Here is a 15,443-nt window from a genome sequence, read left to right as displayed (position 1 = left end):
TTTCAACAACAAAAAAGACCGCCTCTAAAGAGAGACGGCCAATAGGTGGAGCTCAATGGAATATATAATCAATGAACCACATCCTCATGCTGTCATTGCTCAATGTAGTGTGGTTCATGTGATTAGCAATCATCTTACTGCTGTTTCGCCTGACCGCGGAAATAGATTCCTGCAGCGGCGATCAATGCAAGAATGGAAGCATAGATCCAGATATCTGAGTCATGATCGGCTGTTCCGCCCATGCCAGTATCAGGCATTTCAGAAGGCATCATCATAAACTTGTCCGGCATTTGATCAACAAATGCACCAGACAGCCCTTTAGATGCTTTGAACATATGAGCATAAGAATCTCTTAAGGTCATATATACCTTGTCATAATCTTCATCAGCATATTGATCGAAATCGTTTATCAAGTAGTCAGCATGCTGCTGGAGAGTGCCTGCAAGTACATCTGCTTTCAATCGTCCATCCGTTGCTGTTTCAAGGAAGTTAGCAAAGTTCATACGATATTTTTCAAGCGCTTTAAGAGCTTCATCCTTCATTTGCTGATCGTCAGAAGCGGTCCCTTTTACATATTTAACGAAATCTTGAATGTGTTTACTCCAAATGTCATTAAACTTCTGTCCTGCTTCTTCCCCATATAAAGAAGTAATAGCAGCAGTTAAATCTTTGGTATTTTTAGAAAGTGCTTGTACGGAAGCATCAAAGTCTTTTGATCCATCTAAACCGTTCTGCATAGCCATCGTTGCCAGACCAGTGTGTTCACTTAACAGATAGTTTAAGTTAGAACGAAGATCAGCCGCCGGCGTTACAGCTTTTGTATCATTAAACTTGTCCGGGAATTGATCCGTAATTGCCCCAGAAAGGCCTTTACTTACACCGTACATGTGGTGGATGGCTTTGCGTTCTTTCATATACGCTTCTTGATAATCACCAGCTACATAACTATCAAAAGCCCCAATCAATTGATTGACGTGAGTTTGAAGTCCTTCTACAAGGTTGTCTGCTTTTAGACGGCCATCTGTTGCTGTAGCTAAGAATTTAGAAAAGTCCTGGCGATAGTCTTTAAGATTTGCCAGAGCTTCTTGCTTAGCATCTTCATCTTGATTACCCGTTGCTTTTACATAATCAACGAAATAACCAATGTGAGAGGACCACATTTTCTTAAATTTCTGTCCTGCTTCATCACCATATACAGAAGCGATAGCTGCAGATAAGTCTTCCGTGTTCTTTTCTAAGGCACTAGCGGACTGTTTGAAGTCAGGCGCACCTTGCGCACCTTTTCTCATAGTTTCGATAGCCAAGTAGGCATGTTCACTCAACAGGTTGTCCAACGTAGCTCTCAATTCAACAGCTTTGGTTTCTACGGTTGGCATGTTGTTGTCCTCAGCGTTTACGACGTCTAATGAGGTAGGTAAAAGTACAGATACACTAAGCGGTACCACTAACATTGCTTTTTTCAAATCCATGATTCCATCTCTCCTTTGTTTTGTTTTTCTACTAAGCTATCGTGGGAAACGATCAATTGGATCACATTTTTCTGAAAAAAAACAAAAAAAATTGCAGACAGTCGTCGAAAACTGTCTGCAATAGGGTTTCTTCACTTATAATTTCGAGCTCAAGATCACTTCTCCCTGGGGAGTTTCACTTGTTGCATCTGGTTCTTTGGATATCGCCATAGCATCCCAGCTTGTATCTTTTGGAAGCTGATCAAGAGAAAATGCTACTGCTCCTTCTCCATTGCTATTCGCTACAAAGGTTCCTGCCCGGTAAGGCTTATCGCCTTTAATTAACCAGACTTGATAAACCTCGTCACCTTGTAATTTTTCCAGCCCTTCCGCTTGAAGAGTGAGTAGGTTCTGATTATCTTGCTGGATCATTGCTGCCGAGGCAATCGCCTCTGTTTTCTCTCCTTTAAGTTGAACACGCTCAGCTACCTGATTGGTACTTTCATCTGCGGGCTGCTCAACTTTCGGCTGAGATGTTGTTTCACCATTATCATTTACAATGGCAAAAATGTTACCCCCCACGGAGATGACGAGTGCTGCGGCCAGGCCCCCCATTACCCATGGCTTTTTTCCGGCAGAAGGCTTTCCCGTATCTATAGGAGATCTATATTGTTCTCTGCGTTCCTTCATACCAATCAAATTGGAGTTGCCAGTATCATCGGAGGATGCTTCGCTTAGATGATGATCCTCTGAAGAATCGTCATCAGCAAATACAGCATCTAATACTCGCTGCTTCATATTCTCAGGAGGTTCCACGGGCTCAGAAGCGAACGGTAAGTCAGCTGTGAGCATCTCAAGCTCTTCCAGCTCTTCACGACATTCTTCACAAGTTTCTAAGTGTCTTTCAAATTCTTTCTTTTCTTGTTCATTTAACTGACCGTTAAAATAATCGACTACTTTCTCGCATTCGTTACGCATCATCTACGCCCCCTTTCCCTGCTGATAAGTGTTTCTTGAGATGCTTAAGCGCAAGCCGTATTCTACCTTTCACAGTCCCCAATGGAATTCCGCAGCGATCGGCAATCTCGCTTTGACTCAGTCCTTTGTAATAAAATAAATCCACCATTTGAATTTGTTCATCAGACAGTTTATTAATTGCCCGCCTAACCTTCATTCCTTCTTCCTTCCATTCTACGATATCTTCAGTGGTTTCAGTCTGCTGCTCAGGAAGATCGGTTTCTTCCTCTAACGTGTAATTTTTATTATTATTTTTACGTATAAGATCAATTGCGGTATATCTTGTAATGGTGACAATCCAGGATGAAAACTTTCCTTTAGAATTGTCGTAGGATGCTTTCTTAGTCCAAAGCTTAATAAATACTTCTTGTAATACTTCTTCTGCTAATGTCTGATCACCCGATAGTTTAATGACGAAGGAATAAAGCAGTCTTTCATATTTACTATAAATGTTTTCGAGCGCTTTTCTGTCGCCGTCTGCCATCTGGTGATAGAGCTCTACATCACGATTGCTCATAGCACACTCCTTTTATGGTGGATATAGCTATAATAGCACATCTATAGCTTAGATTCTCCGTTAGAGGAGCTTTGCTACTTAGCTATCGTTACAACTTGCTATTTGGATCACTTTCCCGAACAAAATCTCTCCCTAAACCCTGATAAGATGGGACTCTTCCTCTAAACATGCACTCCTAATTTATCCAGTAGTTAAAGGATGAGCATTGATCGTTTTCAATGACATTCATTGTGATTATGAGATCGTTGCCGTTCATTAAATTAGTCTTTGAAGGTGTCCCATAAATATGAGTTGGTAAAGTTAAATCAAGATACTCTTCTTCCAAAAGCAGCAAGTAGACTTACACAAATCCTTTCCATAAAGAAACGTCAGATCTCGATAGATCTGACGCATAAACCACACCTTGCTTATTTAAACAAACGTTTGATTAATGCTTGTTTCCCTTACTCCCCCAAGGATTCTTCTATCGCTTCTCTGAATTGTTCGATAATATCATCGGCATCCTCAATGCCAATTGACAAGCGGACTACATATTTATTAATCCCTACTTTTGCACGCTGCTCATCTGTTAAAGAGCGATGCGAAGTAGTAAGCGGGTAAGAAACCGTCGTTTCCACACCAGCTAAAGTTGGAGCAATTTTTACCCACCCTAGACACTGGAAAAAACGCTCAATATCTACACTCTTTTTTAATTCAATGGTAACAATTGCTCCATGGCCATTTTCAGAAACAAACTCAGGATAGTAAACATGTTTAACGTGCGGATTACTCCTGAAGGATTTGGCTAAACATTCTGCGTTCTGAGATTGCTGCTTCATACGAAGCGCAAGAGTTTTGGCTCCTCGCTGAGCAAGCCACGCTTCAAATGGACTTAGATTGGCTCCAAAGGCAGAAACTTTTTTCACTGCTCTCTTGATAATCTCCTCTTTCCCAGCTAGTACTCCCGCTGTTACATCACTATGGCCGCCGATATATTTCGTCGCACTATGTACCACTAAATCCACCCCCGCCTCACAAGGGTTTAGAAGATAAGGAGTAGCAAAGGTATTATCCACCATCGTCGAAAGCTGATATTTGTTTGCTAACTTTACCAGCCCCTGCAGATCTTCGACTCTCAGGAAGGGATTAGTTATAGACTCTGTGTATAAAAGCTTCGTATGGGGTTTAATAGAATCTTCCACTTCTTGTAGATTAGAGAACGATACCATACTCACTTCAATCCCGAATGTCTCTAATTCCTTGGAAATTAGGTGATGAGTCCCTCCGTATAAATCTTCGGCCGCGACTATATGATCCCCGGATCCGGCAATCGCAAGAATACCTGCCAAGATAGCAGACATTCCCGAGGAGGTAGCGGCTCCTGCTTCTGCTCCTTCCAAGCGAGCGATCGAATCCCCAAGCTCATCGGTATTTGGGTTTCTCTCCCGAGAGTATAGATACGGGCTGTTCCCTTCGTAATAACTTTCCAAGTGAGATAAATCCTTAAAAGTAAAGGCTGAGGTCTGATAAATCGGTGTACTCTTACTGTTAGAAATGGTTTCCTGATCGACTTTGTTATGAACTACTTTCGTCTCAAACGATGAATGACTCATGATTAATCCCCTTCCAAACTTAAATTCAATTAAAGAAAATTATAGAGGTTTGTCCGGATTTGTCAAAAAATTCAGTTTAGATGAAAGGGGTTAACTTTTGAACCGATTGAATGACACGCTGATAATAGTAAAAATCATGAGGAACTAAATCCTTTTTTACGATTAGTTTTTCCTCGCCTGTTAGAATAGAGGCGGCCGGCATATCAGAATGTTTTTTTGATAGAACACTAAGAAAATCGTCCAGACTGACCTTTACCACATCCTCTACTTCATCCCCGATAACGAAAGGAGTGTCCAATGAATATTCATAAAGATAGATGTGACAAATTTCCCGGTCTATCATCCCTTGCAGGGTGAGTTCTTCTTTATAGAACCCTGTATATTCCAGATCCTGTTCGCTGACTTGAATGCCCAACTCTTCCTGAATTTCTCTTAAGCCGGCTGCTTCTTTTCTTTCGCCAGCTTCAATATGACCCGCAGCAGTAATATCATAGAGACTAGGAAATGCGCTCTTATCCTTTGCTCTTTTTTGAAAGTAAATGTACGTTTGGTCATTTTGTTGTTCAAAAAACCAGCATTGAAAAGTTTCATGCCATTCCCCTTCAATATGGACCTGCTGACGTTCTTTTTCACCAATAGGAGTCAGGAGATCGTCGAAGATTGTTAATATTTCTTTCATAAACACACTCCTTTCCAAATTTATAAATAGTTTGACACGATTCTGCTTATTCTTAAGCCCATTGTATCATAGTAATGACATGTGTCCCTTAACTCTAGTAAAACCTTCTCATCTTCTTGAAGAATGCCTTAAAATTCTTACAATCCATGAGGTTTATTCAATTAAAAACCATGGAATAATATACTTATACAAAGATGGAGGAGGATTTTCATGAATAAACGGTCCTACAGAAGAGGTAACATCCACCATTCGAATGAACCAGCAGAAGTATTCAGCCACTCATTATCCGTTAGCAGAGCATTTCTTCCCCAACATAAAAAGAAGAACGAGGCAGAAGAATCTCATTCCGAATCAGATGCTATGCTTAACTTCTATAGTGATAAAGATAATAAATAAAGCAGCCGCTCCTTATTGGAGACACGGCTGCTTTTTTTCGTTGCTCAATATTTTTTAATATTCTGTTATAATGGAAATAATTTTCAAACTATTGAAGAAAGGATTTTAGCTTACTATGCCCTCCGCTCCCACAAAGAAGAAACGAATCCAATGGATCATTATTCTCATTGTAGTCCTTAGTTTCATAGTCGGGATACAAATATATACAGGTGATCGAGATCAGCCTCTTTCGTATCAAAAAGAAAAAATGTCAGAGACTAAGCCTCAACAAGAAAAGGAAGCTGAAGAAGATCCCTCTTATTTACCTGATGGATTAAAAGCAAAAAGTTATGATGAAGTTTTAAATTATTATGAGAAAAGAGCACCAGGACTTAAACGCGCCAAAAATAATGATATGACCACTTCCCCTAAACAGTCTGTTTCGCTGCCAGACCATAACGGGAAGCTTTATATCAATGAAATATGGGACAGTGGAAACAAGATTTATTTCTTATACAGCGTAGATTTAAGTGTTTTAGATGGATCATCCTCTCAAACCCTTCCCAAAGTTGAGAATATCCATATTCAGCCTCTAACAGGAAACAGTAAATTCGATAAGAAAAATCCTTCCACCTATATGATGTACCCTGGGAATTCAGGAATGGTATTTAACCATAAGCTTTACGGTATAGCTGTCTTAGGACATATACCAAAAAATAAAGACACAGGACCCCAGGCAATTGACGAGACCGTACTAGCTTCTTTCAACATGGAATTACCTAAAGGATTCTACAAAACGGATTCAGTTTCTGTTAAACTGCACTATCACCCCGATGAGATGCATATAACTACTATTCCTTTAAAGGGAACCTATCAGAAAAACGGGGTGACGATACAACCTAAAGAACTTGATGTGAGAATGGATCGGATATCCTTAAAGCTTATGATCGATACCGATAAAGACCTTACCCCAAACATTATCGGAACCCTTGTTACTAAGGAAGGTGAAGAAAGAACTTTACAAAACTTAAAAAAAATAAAAGGTCAGAAAAATCTCTATCAAGTAAACTTACAGCCCCTTTCTCGAAAATTAACAGATGCTTCCATTCAAATCGATGGAATTAATTATAATAAAGACAAAAGTTACTCCTTTGACTTGGATATTTCAGACTATCAGAAACAAGATAGTAAAACTGATCACCCCAACTACAAGCAGCTTCATAAGAAAGTAAAGAAAGTTGATCGGACAGAAATTTATCTCGCGGGAAAAAATTACTCCCAGAATGGACTCAGTCTTGATTTTCAATTTGAATCACTAGAAGAATCTCCAGAAACCTACATGGCAGCCGGTACTATGGATGACTTTGAAGATGCTAATCATTTAAAAAGAAAAGTTCACATTACAACAGACGCCGGCGAAACAAACTCTGTGCCGTACGGCGGCCGCAAAAATCACATGTCTATCTACTTAAATAAAACCATTTTAGAAGCTGCCTCAGAAGTAACGATCACCTTTGACGAAACCACTTATTATCAAGTAATCAATCATTCATTTAGCGTAAATGCCAGCGATGACCGTTCCTAAATATACCAAAGAAAACTCCAGCTTAAGAAAATTTGCTGGAGTTTTCTTTAGGCTGGAGACACTTTGCGTTGAATAAAGTGATGAACGGCCGGGTTGAAAATGTGCGGATGGGTAGCTGGTATTTGATGAAAAGCTTGATCAACCAAAGTAAGTGAGGCGTCCTCACATTGATGATAAAAACGGGAATGGTGATTTATCCAAACTTCCTTTTCCCCATATAAGAGTAACAATGGCATTTTCAGTTCATTGAGACGTGAAGTACAGTCGTATGCCTGAGCGTGTTTATAATAAGAAAGCCAAACAGACGGATCAGACTTTTCCATGTGTTCCCTGAGTTCATATTTAAAATCTTTCCCCCGGAAATGGGATTTGCTAAGTAACCAGGCAAGTGTGGCTGCATCTTTTTGCACCCAGCGGATTCCTCCGAAGAATTCAAACTGCAGACCAAATGTATCAACTTTAGGAAACCCTCCTGATAAGATAAGAGCTTTTAATCTCGATGGATAAGTTAAAGCAAATTCCTGAGAAATCATTCCACCGCAGGAATAGCCCACGAGCACCACTTTCTCGAGCTGCAAATGATCAAGTAACTGCTTTATTTCCTTTGCAAAAAAGCTTAAGTCCGGACAAGCATTTACGACATCAGAATCCCCGTGTCCACTCAAATCCGGAAGAATCAGGCGGTAATGCTTGGCAAGAGGGTGCTGTTCAATAAACACTTTTCTGCCCATCCCTGGTGGATGGATAAATACGAGCGGCTCGCCTTCACCGATATCCTCATAAAACAATCTGCGGCCAAGTTCATCTTTGTAATCAGGCATCGAATTCCCCACTTTTTTCTTTATCTTTTCCTGTTCCTATGTAATGTATGCATTCTGCCTTCCCTTCATTTCCTGCTGCCCCCCTATTTTCTCCATATCCCGATGTCTTCCTAAGGAATGGACGTTGACACTTCGTTTAAAGCGCACGTAAACTAGAAAGGAAAGACAAAATACATACGATCGGGAGGAGTATCCAATGCCAAAAAAACGATTACTTATTTTGGTTTTGATGCTTGCCGCCGCTGCCCTTCTCATGACCGCTTGCGGCAGTAAAGAACTTGAAAATACGGTGGATTGGAAAGTTGGCAGTTTTCAAGGAACAACCCAGGCTAAAGAGGATTTTTCAACCGAGGATATGGAGGGAAAGGTGTGGATTGCCGATTTAATTTTCACCTCTTGCGAAACCATCTGTCCTCCTATGACTCGGAACCTATCGCAGCTTCAGGGCATGCTTAAGGATGAAGGGATAGATGTTGAAATCGTATCCTTTAGTGTCGATCCCGTCGTCGACACACCACAGAAATTAAAGGAATTCGGCAAGGCTCATGGAGCAAACTTTGATAACTGGACGTACGTTACGGGTTACTCCCAGCAGGATATCCAGACATTTGCGAAAGATACCTTTCACACACTTGCGGAAAAAATTGAAGGGACCAACCAAGTATCCCACGGGGCGTCCTTTTATTTAATCAACAAGGATGGAGTTGTGAAAAAGAAGTATTCAGGAACCCAGGATGTACCTTATGATCAAATAGTCGAAGATGCGGGGATTTTGACAGACCAGTAAAAGGCGGAAGCCAAAATAATTTATCATCAAAAAATCCGAACCACAGAATTATATGGGTTCGGATTTTCTGTCATTGAGAAATAGGCACTCCGCGAACAAAAGACTACGCGAAATCAACCTAGTACAGCTTCTATTTATTCATACTTCCATATTTTGCTTAAGTTCATGTCGTGCTCGTTTCATTCTGGTCTTTAGAGTATTCTCATTAATGGCAAGTCCACGAGAGATCTCTTTAATGGAAAGATCGGCAAAGTAATATAAATGGATCGCTTCATAATGTGCCGGCTTCAGTTTGCCCATCTCTTGTTTAATATCTTGATTCTCTTCCTCGTTCAGCATACGTTCTAATGGATGATTCTCCTCGATTTGGTATGGATGAATCCAATGATCCTCCCATGGGACCACATTCCTTCTCGTGTAACTTCGTAAATGATCTTTACATTGATTGGTGATAATCTTCAACAGCCACGTCCGGAAGCAGCAATCCTTTTTAAAATATGAATATTTCTCAAATGCCTTTAATAAGGCTTCCTGAACCATATCTTCTGCTGCCATTTCATCTTTCACATACATAACAGCCGTTCTCACTAACAGAGGGTAATACTCTTCAACTACATGGTTTAAAGTTTCCTCGCGTTCATGTCTCACTATGTCCACTCCATAACTTTGTCCGCACTCAAGTTACTTTTTATATAATCGTACTATAAGATGAAACTTTTCAAATCTCATAATCGTACTAATATATATAACTTTTTAAGCAAGTATGGGTTAATGAGGATAAATATAACTATCCTCTGCTGTTTTTTTACTGTTTCTTATTAAAAACCAGACCATATTACCTACTAAACTAAATGGATACATACCTATTAAGAAACTTAAAGGAATGGATAACATGAATATTGGTAAAAGAATTTATGTATATCGTAAGATCCAACAGCTGACTCTCGTACAGCTGGCCGAGGACTCTATGTCTGTAGCTCATTTGAGCAAGATCGAGAATGGTCATCGGGAGCCGAGTTCTAAAGTGACACAACTTATCGGGACCAAACTCAAGCTTCCTCCCCGGTTCTTCTATCATTATGGATCTGAAGACCGTGAAATCAATTATCTACTTACTCAAATTCACCATTTTATTATAGAGGATTTAGAAAAAGCTGCCCCGCTTCTGCAAATGATTGATGATAATTACTACGATAGCTTAAGCTGCGTGAAGCAGGAGGTTTACTTTTTATTATTAAAAGGAGCCTATTTATATAAAAAAGGCCAGCTCCGTCAGGCTGACCAGCTTTACGAGGATTTCTTATTGCATTATTTAACAGGGGAAGATCCAGCCGCTTTCCCCAGACTCATCAAAGAAGCCTATTACTATTTCTTTGGACTGCACTATTATCGAAGTGAGGATTATGATCATAGTTTACAGAATTATCACAGCTATCTTAAGGTCGCTGTGTCCTTGCCCGTTAAAGCAGCGATTCATTTTAATATTGCATTGCTGCTAAAGGCGAAAGATCACTATGAACGTGCGATAGATTATTGCAGCCAGGCTTTATATTATTACGAGGTGCTTCAGCAGCCCAAAGACCAAAGTATGACCTACAATTTAATGGGTACCATCTATAAACGACTCGAGGATTTTGAGCAAGCGATGAACTATCTGAATCAGGGAGAGGAACTTGCACTGGAAGCTGAGGATTTATCGCTAACGGCACAAATTTACCATAATAAAGCCATCCTATTGAGGAAACAAAACCATGAAGCTCAAGCTTTAACCTATTTAGAGAAAACTTTGTCTTTGAAATTACAATTAAACAAGAATCCAAGTATTACTTATCATGCCCTTTGCAAAAATTACCTTGCACTTGATAAGCCCGGCGAAGCTCTGCAGGCATTTCAACAAGCCAAACTCCATGTCACACATGAAGTAGACTATTACAAACTGCTTGATGCCTTTCTCGATTATTATAAACTTACACGGCAGCATGACCTATATGTCGAAAGCCTGGAAGAATGTATCGATTTCTTCGAACAAAGAGAGCAAATGGAATTTTTGAAACCCTTGTACAAGAAGCTCGCACAGCACTACTATGAAGCAGGCAAATACAAACGTTCTTCTGAATTTTACCAGGCGCTGACCGCATTATTAGAGACTTAACTCCCTTAATCAAACGTTTGTTTAATTTCCTCCAGCATCCATTCAGCCAGCAGTTTGTAGCCTTTTTCACCAAAATGCAGACCATCATTTTTTACACCTTTCAAGATGTCGGGATAGTCGAGATCCTTCAGCAGATCATAAAATGGCAGCAGCTTTGTCTGATTCAGCTGCGCTACCTCCTTAACAGCAGTCCCATAAAGTTCGAGTGTTTGATTCGACCTTGATTTCTGCAGGTTTTCATCCACAGGAGGCGGGGTAACTAAGATAACTTTATCCGGTCCGATTTGATCCGTTATCCATTCCAGGTTCCTATGGTATTCCTCTATAGGAACCTGTTTATGCATAGCAGCGTCGTTCGAACCAAATAGTACGAATACAAGATCCGGCTGGTAGTTCAGCACATCCTCTTCCAGCCTTTGAATAGCTTGTCTGGTGTTGTCTCCAGAGACTCCCGCGTTGATCAGACAATCTTCGGGACGTTTCTGCTGAATCAATTTTGTCAGCAGTGAAGTCTCATGACCCTCTCTCCTAGCCGTTAAGCTATCTCCAAAACAGATGATCTTCTTCATAGTTTCCCTCCTTTAATTTGTCATCTAAAAAAACACCGCCCCCATAAAGAGGACGGCAGCAGCCCATTAACTGAACAGCGAACTGACAAAATTGCTTAATGCATGAAAAAAACTTTTAATAGCAGCCGTCAGCTTGTTCCAAAATCCATCGTCATTGATTAGATTTTGGATGTTGCCGGTAAGATCATCCAGCTGATTTCTGACTTTATCAAAATCGATATTCAAATTTCTCATCTGATCAAATAAGTCGATCAGCCGCTGCCGGTCTTCGGGACTGAGTTCAATATTCAGTTTAGCAAGCTGATCTTTAACAATCTTCTCTACATCCTCTTTCGTGGCAGGATTCTGTTCGGCAATTGCTTTTTTAATTTCTGTTAGCAGCTGACTAATCTTTTCATCACTCATACCTTCTTTATCAGCAATAGAGGTTGCCACATCCAGTTCATCACTAGCGACCTTCATCCGGTCTTTATCCAACTTCACCCCTTTTGCATCATAAGCTTTGTAAATACCAGTCAATGCCGAATGACCACTGACTTTCACAGAGGAAGCGACCATTACATCAGCGTTTTCCACTCCAGCTGTGAGTAACGCATTCTTGTACATTTCTGTGGTAACCTGTGTAATGTTATCAGGCGTTACAATTTCAATATTCAGTCCGTTTCCTTCATCTTTATGGAGAATTTTCACAGAAGAATACATATTCGAGTTCGGGTTCCCGTCAATATAATTGGCAATGTCCTGTCCGGTTACCGTGAATTCGTCCACTTGTTCATGTTTATCCACTTCCAGCAGCTTAGCTACCTCCGCTTTTTGCGAAGCTGATAAAGCCTCTCCATATACGACTATCGGCAATCCAAGCTTTTCGTTAATTCCTTCATCATTTGTAGATGCCTGACTGACTGTCGGCAGAATCACACTTGCTAACACAAAAGCCAATATAAGTACCAGAAAGTTCTTCTTCAATCATCTCGACCCCTTATGATAGATTCCAAATTTGTTTAACCTTATGCTAGACTTAGATATCATTATACCTAAATCAAATAGAAAGGCACTAATGATTATACGATAATTAATCTCAACAAGTTTCATTATGCCGAATTATTTACAAAGGAAGTGGACGATCATGATGATTTTAAGAAAGCTGGGACTCTACCTCTTTGCCCTAGGCTTCTTTCTAGCTGGTGCTGCCCATTTCATCTATGATAAAGGCTTCGCCCAAATGCTGCCTGAGTGGACCCCGATAAGGCTGGAAATTATTTATATGACGGGAAATACAGAATGGCTTTTAGCGTTATTGTTACTCTTCCCACAAACGCGGAGAGCCGCAGGAATTGCTTCTGCCGTCTTTTTAGTTGCTGTTCTGCCTGCCAACATTTATGCGGCCATACATGAAGTCGCCGCTCCGTGGAGTGACCATACAGATCCTGTTGTATTATGGATTCGTCCATTGCTTCAGCCTCTGCTTATTTGGTGGGTGCTTGCTGTTTCGAAGGATTCGAACTCTTTCTAGTGTTTTGATACACTTAGGAAAGAACATAGATTGGAGGAGGTTTCTATGCGTTTAGAAAACAAAAAAGTCATTGCTTTAGTAAGTAAAGATTTTGAAGACCTAGAACTCTGGTATCCTGTGCTTCGCCTTCAGGAAGAGGGAGCGATTGTTCATCTTGCTGGAGAGACTGCTGGAGAAGAATACCCTGGTAAATACGGAGTTCCTGCCACATCTGATTACGCATTTTCTGATATTAACCCTTCCGATTACGACGGGATTTTAGTCCCAGGAGGCTGGTCGCCTGATAAACTGCGGCGTTATCCAGAAGTGTTGAATATGGTTAAGCACATGGATGAATACAAGAAACCAATCGGTCAGATTTGCCATGCCGGATGGGTGCTGATCTCTGCGGACATTTTAAAAGGGCGAAACGTTACTAGTACGCCAGGAATTAAAGATGATATGAAGAATGCAGGAGCGATTTGGCATGATGAACCTGTGGTGCAGGACGAACACATCGTCTCTGCCCGCCGTCCGCCTGATCTACCTCCGTATGCAAAAGCATTTGCTGATTTATTAGCAGAAAGCTAGAGTACGAGAGCATATTCAGCACAGCCCGAACCTTTACTAAGGGTTCGGGCTGTTTTATTTCCACTTCGCTATGTGTGGGAACGGCATCAGAAATGTGCGGATATGTACTACGATGATTATCTTTTCTTTTCAAAGGTTGAACTAAGTTCACTCCAAACATCAAAAGCATTCCCATCCAGATCATAAAAGACAAAATTTCTGCCAGGGTGGCCTCTGTTTTCGACCTCCCCAGTTTTTACGCCTTTTTTCAAAAGGTCCTCTCGCAGAGCATGCAGGGAATTTACCCCATCTACTTCAAAGGTTAATGAAAAACAGGTATTCCCCAGAACATCCATAAAGTTGGAGGATTGACCCTTATTAGCTCGTACTAGGAAGAAACTCTGATCTGCTAAATTCAGAATAGCTTTGTCCAGATCCTTGTATGTAAGTTCCGCAGCTAATTTTTCAATGTACCAATCCGTTGATTTTTCGAGATTCTCGACTGGAAGATAGATCGTTCCTACTCTTTGCAATGGGTTATTCATCTTCCCTCTCCCCTTTTTATTTTTATACCCACCCTTAAATTGAAATTCCATTAACGAACTTCATAATGCAATTCTACAAATTGATTAAAGCGTCTTGTTCCTTTTAAATGAAGGTCTAATGAATTGCCCCTTTCTTTAAATAGAGGAACCCCGCTTCCAAGCAGCACAGGAGCAACCGTGACGATTAGTTCGTCCACTAAATCTTCCTTTAAAAAAGTGTGTAACAAATCTCCTCCCCCAACAAGCCATATATCTTTGCCCTCCTTCTGCTTTAATTGATTTGTAAAGCGGACCACGTCATCGTTTACTATCGTTATGTGAGGGAGATCTTCCTTAACAGTTCTTGAAAAAACAAAGGATTCCTTCGCAGGATATGGAAATTCTCCTTTCTCCTGCTGGATGATCCAATCGTAGGTTCGCTTCCCCATTAAAATCGTATACACCGTTTCATAAAACTCCGAATAACCATTATCTCCTTCCCCTTCCACCTGGAAGAGCCAATCTAAAGATTCTTCCTTTGAAGCTATGTAACCGTCTAAACTTTGAGCTATAAATAAAACTAGTTTCCGCTTATCCATAATAACTCCCCTTCCTGATAAAAAACCCCTGCTTCCTTCTAATAGGAACCAAGGGATGAACACAAATATGATAAATCTATGCTGTATATACTTCATGAGTAGGCAGCTCTAACAATGTAAGTTTTCCTCCAAAGACTGCCCCCGTATCTATATCAATTTGGTCTTTATAGTAAGAGATGTCGCGAACGGGGGTATGACCATGGATCACTGTTTTGCCTAATCCTATTTGACTTGTATGACGGGTCCACAACATCGTTTCCTCTTCTTGATCTTCTAACGGAACATCGGGAAGCAGACCTGCATGTACAAATATATATTCTTCTGTTTCATAATAAAGTCGAAGGTGGTCTTCCATCCAGTCCTGATGCTCTTTCATTTCTTCTGAGAGTCCTTCATAAGATTTCACCGTACTGGCTGCTCCGTTCATCCGCCATAAATTCAGCGCTTCCTCTTCATACTTGGAACGAATGAATAAATCGTCGTGATTTCCTTTAATAGCGATCGCCCCGTTTTCCTCGACCAGTTCTTTAACTTTTTCGACAACCTCTCTAGAGCGTGCCCCTCTGTCTACATAATCTCCAAGCAGTACTAATTGATCTTCATCAGGACAATAAGAAGCTTCTTTTAGTACTTTTTCCAGTTTTTCAATTTCTCCATGTATATCAGAAACTACAAGGTAGCGCATTAGTTTAGCCTCCTTATGAACCTGAAGTTTG

The 15,443-nt window shown here is 40.5% G+C and carries 18 protein-coding genes; 6 read left to right on the top strand and 12 right to left on the bottom strand.

Annotated features, from left to right (window positions below; translation table 11 throughout):
- Nucleotides 1-134: 134 nt before the first annotated feature.
- From Q7A53_RS13480 to Q7A53_RS13460, 5 genes are all read right to left on the bottom strand, one after another.
- Nucleotides 135-1,469 carry a copper amine oxidase gene (locus Q7A53_RS13480; RefSeq protein WP_411789688.1) on the bottom strand — a complete coding sequence of 445 codons (1,335 nt, stop codon included), beginning with the start codon at nt 1,467-1,469 and terminating at the stop codon, nt 135-137.
- Nucleotides 1,470-1,604: 135 nt separating this feature from the next.
- Complete coding sequence (locus Q7A53_RS13475; RefSeq protein WP_411789687.1) at nt 1,605-2,429, bottom strand: anti-sigma factor; 825 nt, start codon at nt 2,427-2,429, stop codon at nt 1,605-1,607.
- Entirely contained in the window at nt 2,419-2,982 is a 564-nt protein-coding gene (locus Q7A53_RS13470) for an RNA polymerase sigma factor (RefSeq protein WP_411789686.1), read from the bottom strand. The genes Q7A53_RS13475 and Q7A53_RS13470 overlap by 11 nt, the downstream gene beginning before the upstream one ends.
- 443 nt (nt 2,983-3,425) lie before the next feature.
- The gene (locus tag Q7A53_RS13465) at nt 3,426-4,574 is read right to left on the bottom strand and encodes a trans-sulfuration enzyme family protein (protein WP_411789685.1); all 1,149 of its coding nucleotides are present in this window, start codon (nt 4,572-4,574) and stop codon (nt 3,426-3,428) included.
- A gap of 76 nt (nt 4,575-4,650) precedes the next feature.
- Nucleotides 4,651-5,253 carry an NUDIX hydrolase gene (locus Q7A53_RS13460; protein ID WP_411789684.1) on the bottom strand — a complete coding sequence of 201 codons (603 nt, stop codon included), beginning with the start codon at nt 5,251-5,253 and terminating at the stop codon, nt 4,651-4,653.
- A gap of 210 nt (nt 5,254-5,463) precedes the next feature.
- On the opposite strand from Q7A53_RS13460, the gene Q7A53_RS13455 reads away from it, so the two are divergent.
- The gene (locus tag Q7A53_RS13455; protein ID WP_411789683.1) at nt 5,464-5,649 is read left to right on the top strand and encodes a hypothetical protein; all 186 of its coding nucleotides are present in this window, start codon (nt 5,464-5,466) and stop codon (nt 5,647-5,649) included.
- Between the two features lie 115 nt (nt 5,650-5,764).
- Nucleotides 5,765-7,213: a hypothetical protein gene (locus tag Q7A53_RS13450; RefSeq protein ID WP_411789682.1), complete on the top strand. Its 1,449-nt coding sequence runs from the start codon at nt 5,765-5,767 to the stop codon at nt 7,211-7,213.
- Between the two features lie 47 nt (nt 7,214-7,260).
- Here the strand turns inward: Q7A53_RS13450 and Q7A53_RS13445 are convergent, their stop codons facing one another.
- A complete protein-coding gene (locus tag Q7A53_RS13445) occupies nt 7,261-8,034 on the bottom strand; it encodes an alpha/beta fold hydrolase (RefSeq protein ID WP_411789681.1) in 774 nt (257 codons plus the stop codon).
- Between the two features lie 196 nt (nt 8,035-8,230).
- Between Q7A53_RS13445 and Q7A53_RS13440 the strand changes: the two genes are divergently transcribed.
- Complete coding sequence (locus tag Q7A53_RS13440) at nt 8,231-8,821, top strand: SCO family protein (RefSeq protein WP_411789680.1); 591 nt, start codon at nt 8,231-8,233, stop codon at nt 8,819-8,821.
- 138 nt (nt 8,822-8,959) lie between these two features.
- Here the strand turns inward: Q7A53_RS13440 and Q7A53_RS13435 are convergent, their stop codons facing one another.
- Complete coding sequence (locus tag Q7A53_RS13435; protein WP_411789679.1) at nt 8,960-9,469, bottom strand: RNA polymerase sigma factor; 510 nt, start codon at nt 9,467-9,469, stop codon at nt 8,960-8,962.
- A 244-nt stretch (nt 9,470-9,713) separates the two neighbouring features.
- Here Q7A53_RS13435 and Q7A53_RS13430 point away from each other — a divergent pair, with 244 nt between their 5' ends.
- Entirely contained in the window at nt 9,714-10,973 is a 1,260-nt protein-coding gene (locus Q7A53_RS13430) for a helix-turn-helix domain-containing protein (RefSeq protein ID WP_411789678.1), read from the top strand.
- A gap of 5 nt (nt 10,974-10,978) precedes the next feature.
- Here Q7A53_RS13430 and Q7A53_RS13425 read toward each other — a convergent pair whose 3' ends face one another.
- Nucleotides 10,979-11,542 carry a GDSL-type esterase/lipase family protein gene (locus Q7A53_RS13425; RefSeq protein ID WP_411789677.1) on the bottom strand — a complete coding sequence of 188 codons (564 nt, stop codon included), beginning with the start codon at nt 11,540-11,542 and terminating at the stop codon, nt 10,979-10,981.
- Nucleotides 11,543-11,608: 66 nt separating this feature from the next.
- Nucleotides 11,609-12,508, bottom strand: coding sequence for a DUF1002 domain-containing protein (locus Q7A53_RS13420; protein ID WP_411789676.1), 900 nt, complete (start codon nt 12,506-12,508; stop codon nt 11,609-11,611).
- A gap of 160 nt (nt 12,509-12,668) precedes the next feature.
- Here Q7A53_RS13420 and Q7A53_RS13415 point away from each other — a divergent pair, with 160 nt between their 5' ends.
- Nucleotides 12,669-13,055, top strand: coding sequence for a DoxX family protein (locus Q7A53_RS13415; RefSeq protein WP_411789675.1), 387 nt, complete (start codon nt 12,669-12,671; stop codon nt 13,053-13,055).
- 45 nt (nt 13,056-13,100) lie between these two features.
- Nucleotides 13,101-13,625, top strand: a complete 525-nt coding sequence (locus tag Q7A53_RS13410) for a type 1 glutamine amidotransferase domain-containing protein (RefSeq protein WP_411789674.1) — start codon at nt 13,101-13,103, stop codon at nt 13,623-13,625.
- Between the two features lie 116 nt (nt 13,626-13,741).
- Here the strand turns inward: Q7A53_RS13410 and Q7A53_RS13405 are convergent, their stop codons facing one another.
- From Q7A53_RS13405 to Q7A53_RS13395, 3 genes are all read right to left on the bottom strand, one after another.
- Complete coding sequence (locus Q7A53_RS13405) at nt 13,742-14,149, bottom strand: VOC family protein (RefSeq protein ID WP_411789673.1); 408 nt, start codon at nt 14,147-14,149, stop codon at nt 13,742-13,744.
- Between the two features lie 50 nt (nt 14,150-14,199).
- Nucleotides 14,200-14,730 (bottom strand): dihydrofolate reductase family protein, encoded by a 531-nt coding sequence (locus Q7A53_RS13400; RefSeq protein ID WP_411789786.1) that lies wholly within the window; start codon nt 14,728-14,730, stop codon nt 14,200-14,202.
- Between the two features lie 73 nt (nt 14,731-14,803).
- Nucleotides 14,804-15,412 (bottom strand): metallophosphoesterase family protein, encoded by a 609-nt coding sequence (locus tag Q7A53_RS13395; RefSeq protein ID WP_411789672.1) that lies wholly within the window; start codon nt 15,410-15,412, stop codon nt 14,804-14,806.
- Nucleotides 15,413-15,443 lie beyond the last annotated feature (31 nt).

It is taken from the genome of Halobacillus rhizosphaerae (genome assembly GCF_046719735.1).
Lineage (GTDB): Bacteria > Bacillota > Bacilli > Bacillales > Halobacillaceae > Halobacillus_B > Halobacillus_B rhizosphaerae.
The sequence above is the reverse complement of the archived record's forward strand: the minus strand, read 5'-3'. Positions and strand labels throughout refer to the sequence as shown.

Coding starts and splice junctions, on each gene's coding strand:
- Q7A53_RS13395 (WP_411789672.1), bottom strand. CDS start 15,412: ATGCGCTACCTTGTAGTTTCTGATATACATGGAGAAATTGAAAAACTG.
- Q7A53_RS13405 (WP_411789673.1), bottom strand. CDS start 14,149: ATGAATAACCCATTGCAAAGAGTAGGAACGATCTATCTTCCAGTCGAG.
- Q7A53_RS13425 (WP_411789677.1), bottom strand. CDS start 11,542: ATGAAGAAGATCATCTGTTTTGGAGATAGCTTAACGGCTAGGAGAGAG.
- Q7A53_RS13450 (WP_411789682.1), top strand. CDS start 5,765: ATGCCCTCCGCTCCCACAAAGAAGAAACGAATCCAATGGATCATTATT.
- Q7A53_RS13460 (WP_411789684.1), bottom strand. CDS start 5,253: ATGAAAGAAATATTAACAATCTTCGACGATCTCCTGACTCCTATTGGT.
- Q7A53_RS13480 (WP_411789688.1), bottom strand. CDS start 1,469: ATGGATTTGAAAAAAGCAATGTTAGTGGTACCGCTTAGTGTATCTGTA.
- Q7A53_RS13465 (WP_411789685.1), bottom strand. CDS start 4,574: ATGAGTCATTCATCGTTTGAGACGAAAGTAGTTCATAACAAAGTCGAT.
- Q7A53_RS13475 (WP_411789687.1), bottom strand. CDS start 2,429: ATGATGCGTAACGAATGCGAGAAAGTAGTCGATTATTTTAACGGTCAG.
- Q7A53_RS13445 (WP_411789681.1), bottom strand. CDS start 8,034: ATGCCTGATTACAAAGATGAACTTGGCCGCAGATTGTTTTATGAGGAT.
- Q7A53_RS13415 (WP_411789675.1), top strand. CDS start 12,669: ATGATGATTTTAAGAAAGCTGGGACTCTACCTCTTTGCCCTAGGCTTC.
- Q7A53_RS13440 (WP_411789680.1), top strand. CDS start 8,231: ATGCCAAAAAAACGATTACTTATTTTGGTTTTGATGCTTGCCGCCGCT.
- Q7A53_RS13430 (WP_411789678.1), top strand. CDS start 9,714: ATGAATATTGGTAAAAGAATTTATGTATATCGTAAGATCCAACAGCTG.
- Q7A53_RS13410 (WP_411789674.1), top strand. CDS start 13,101: ATGCGTTTAGAAAACAAAAAAGTCATTGCTTTAGTAAGTAAAGATTTT.
- Q7A53_RS13470 (WP_411789686.1), bottom strand. CDS start 2,982: ATGAGCAATCGTGATGTAGAGCTCTATCACCAGATGGCAGACGGCGAC.
- Q7A53_RS13455 (WP_411789683.1), top strand. CDS start 5,464: ATGAATAAACGGTCCTACAGAAGAGGTAACATCCACCATTCGAATGAA.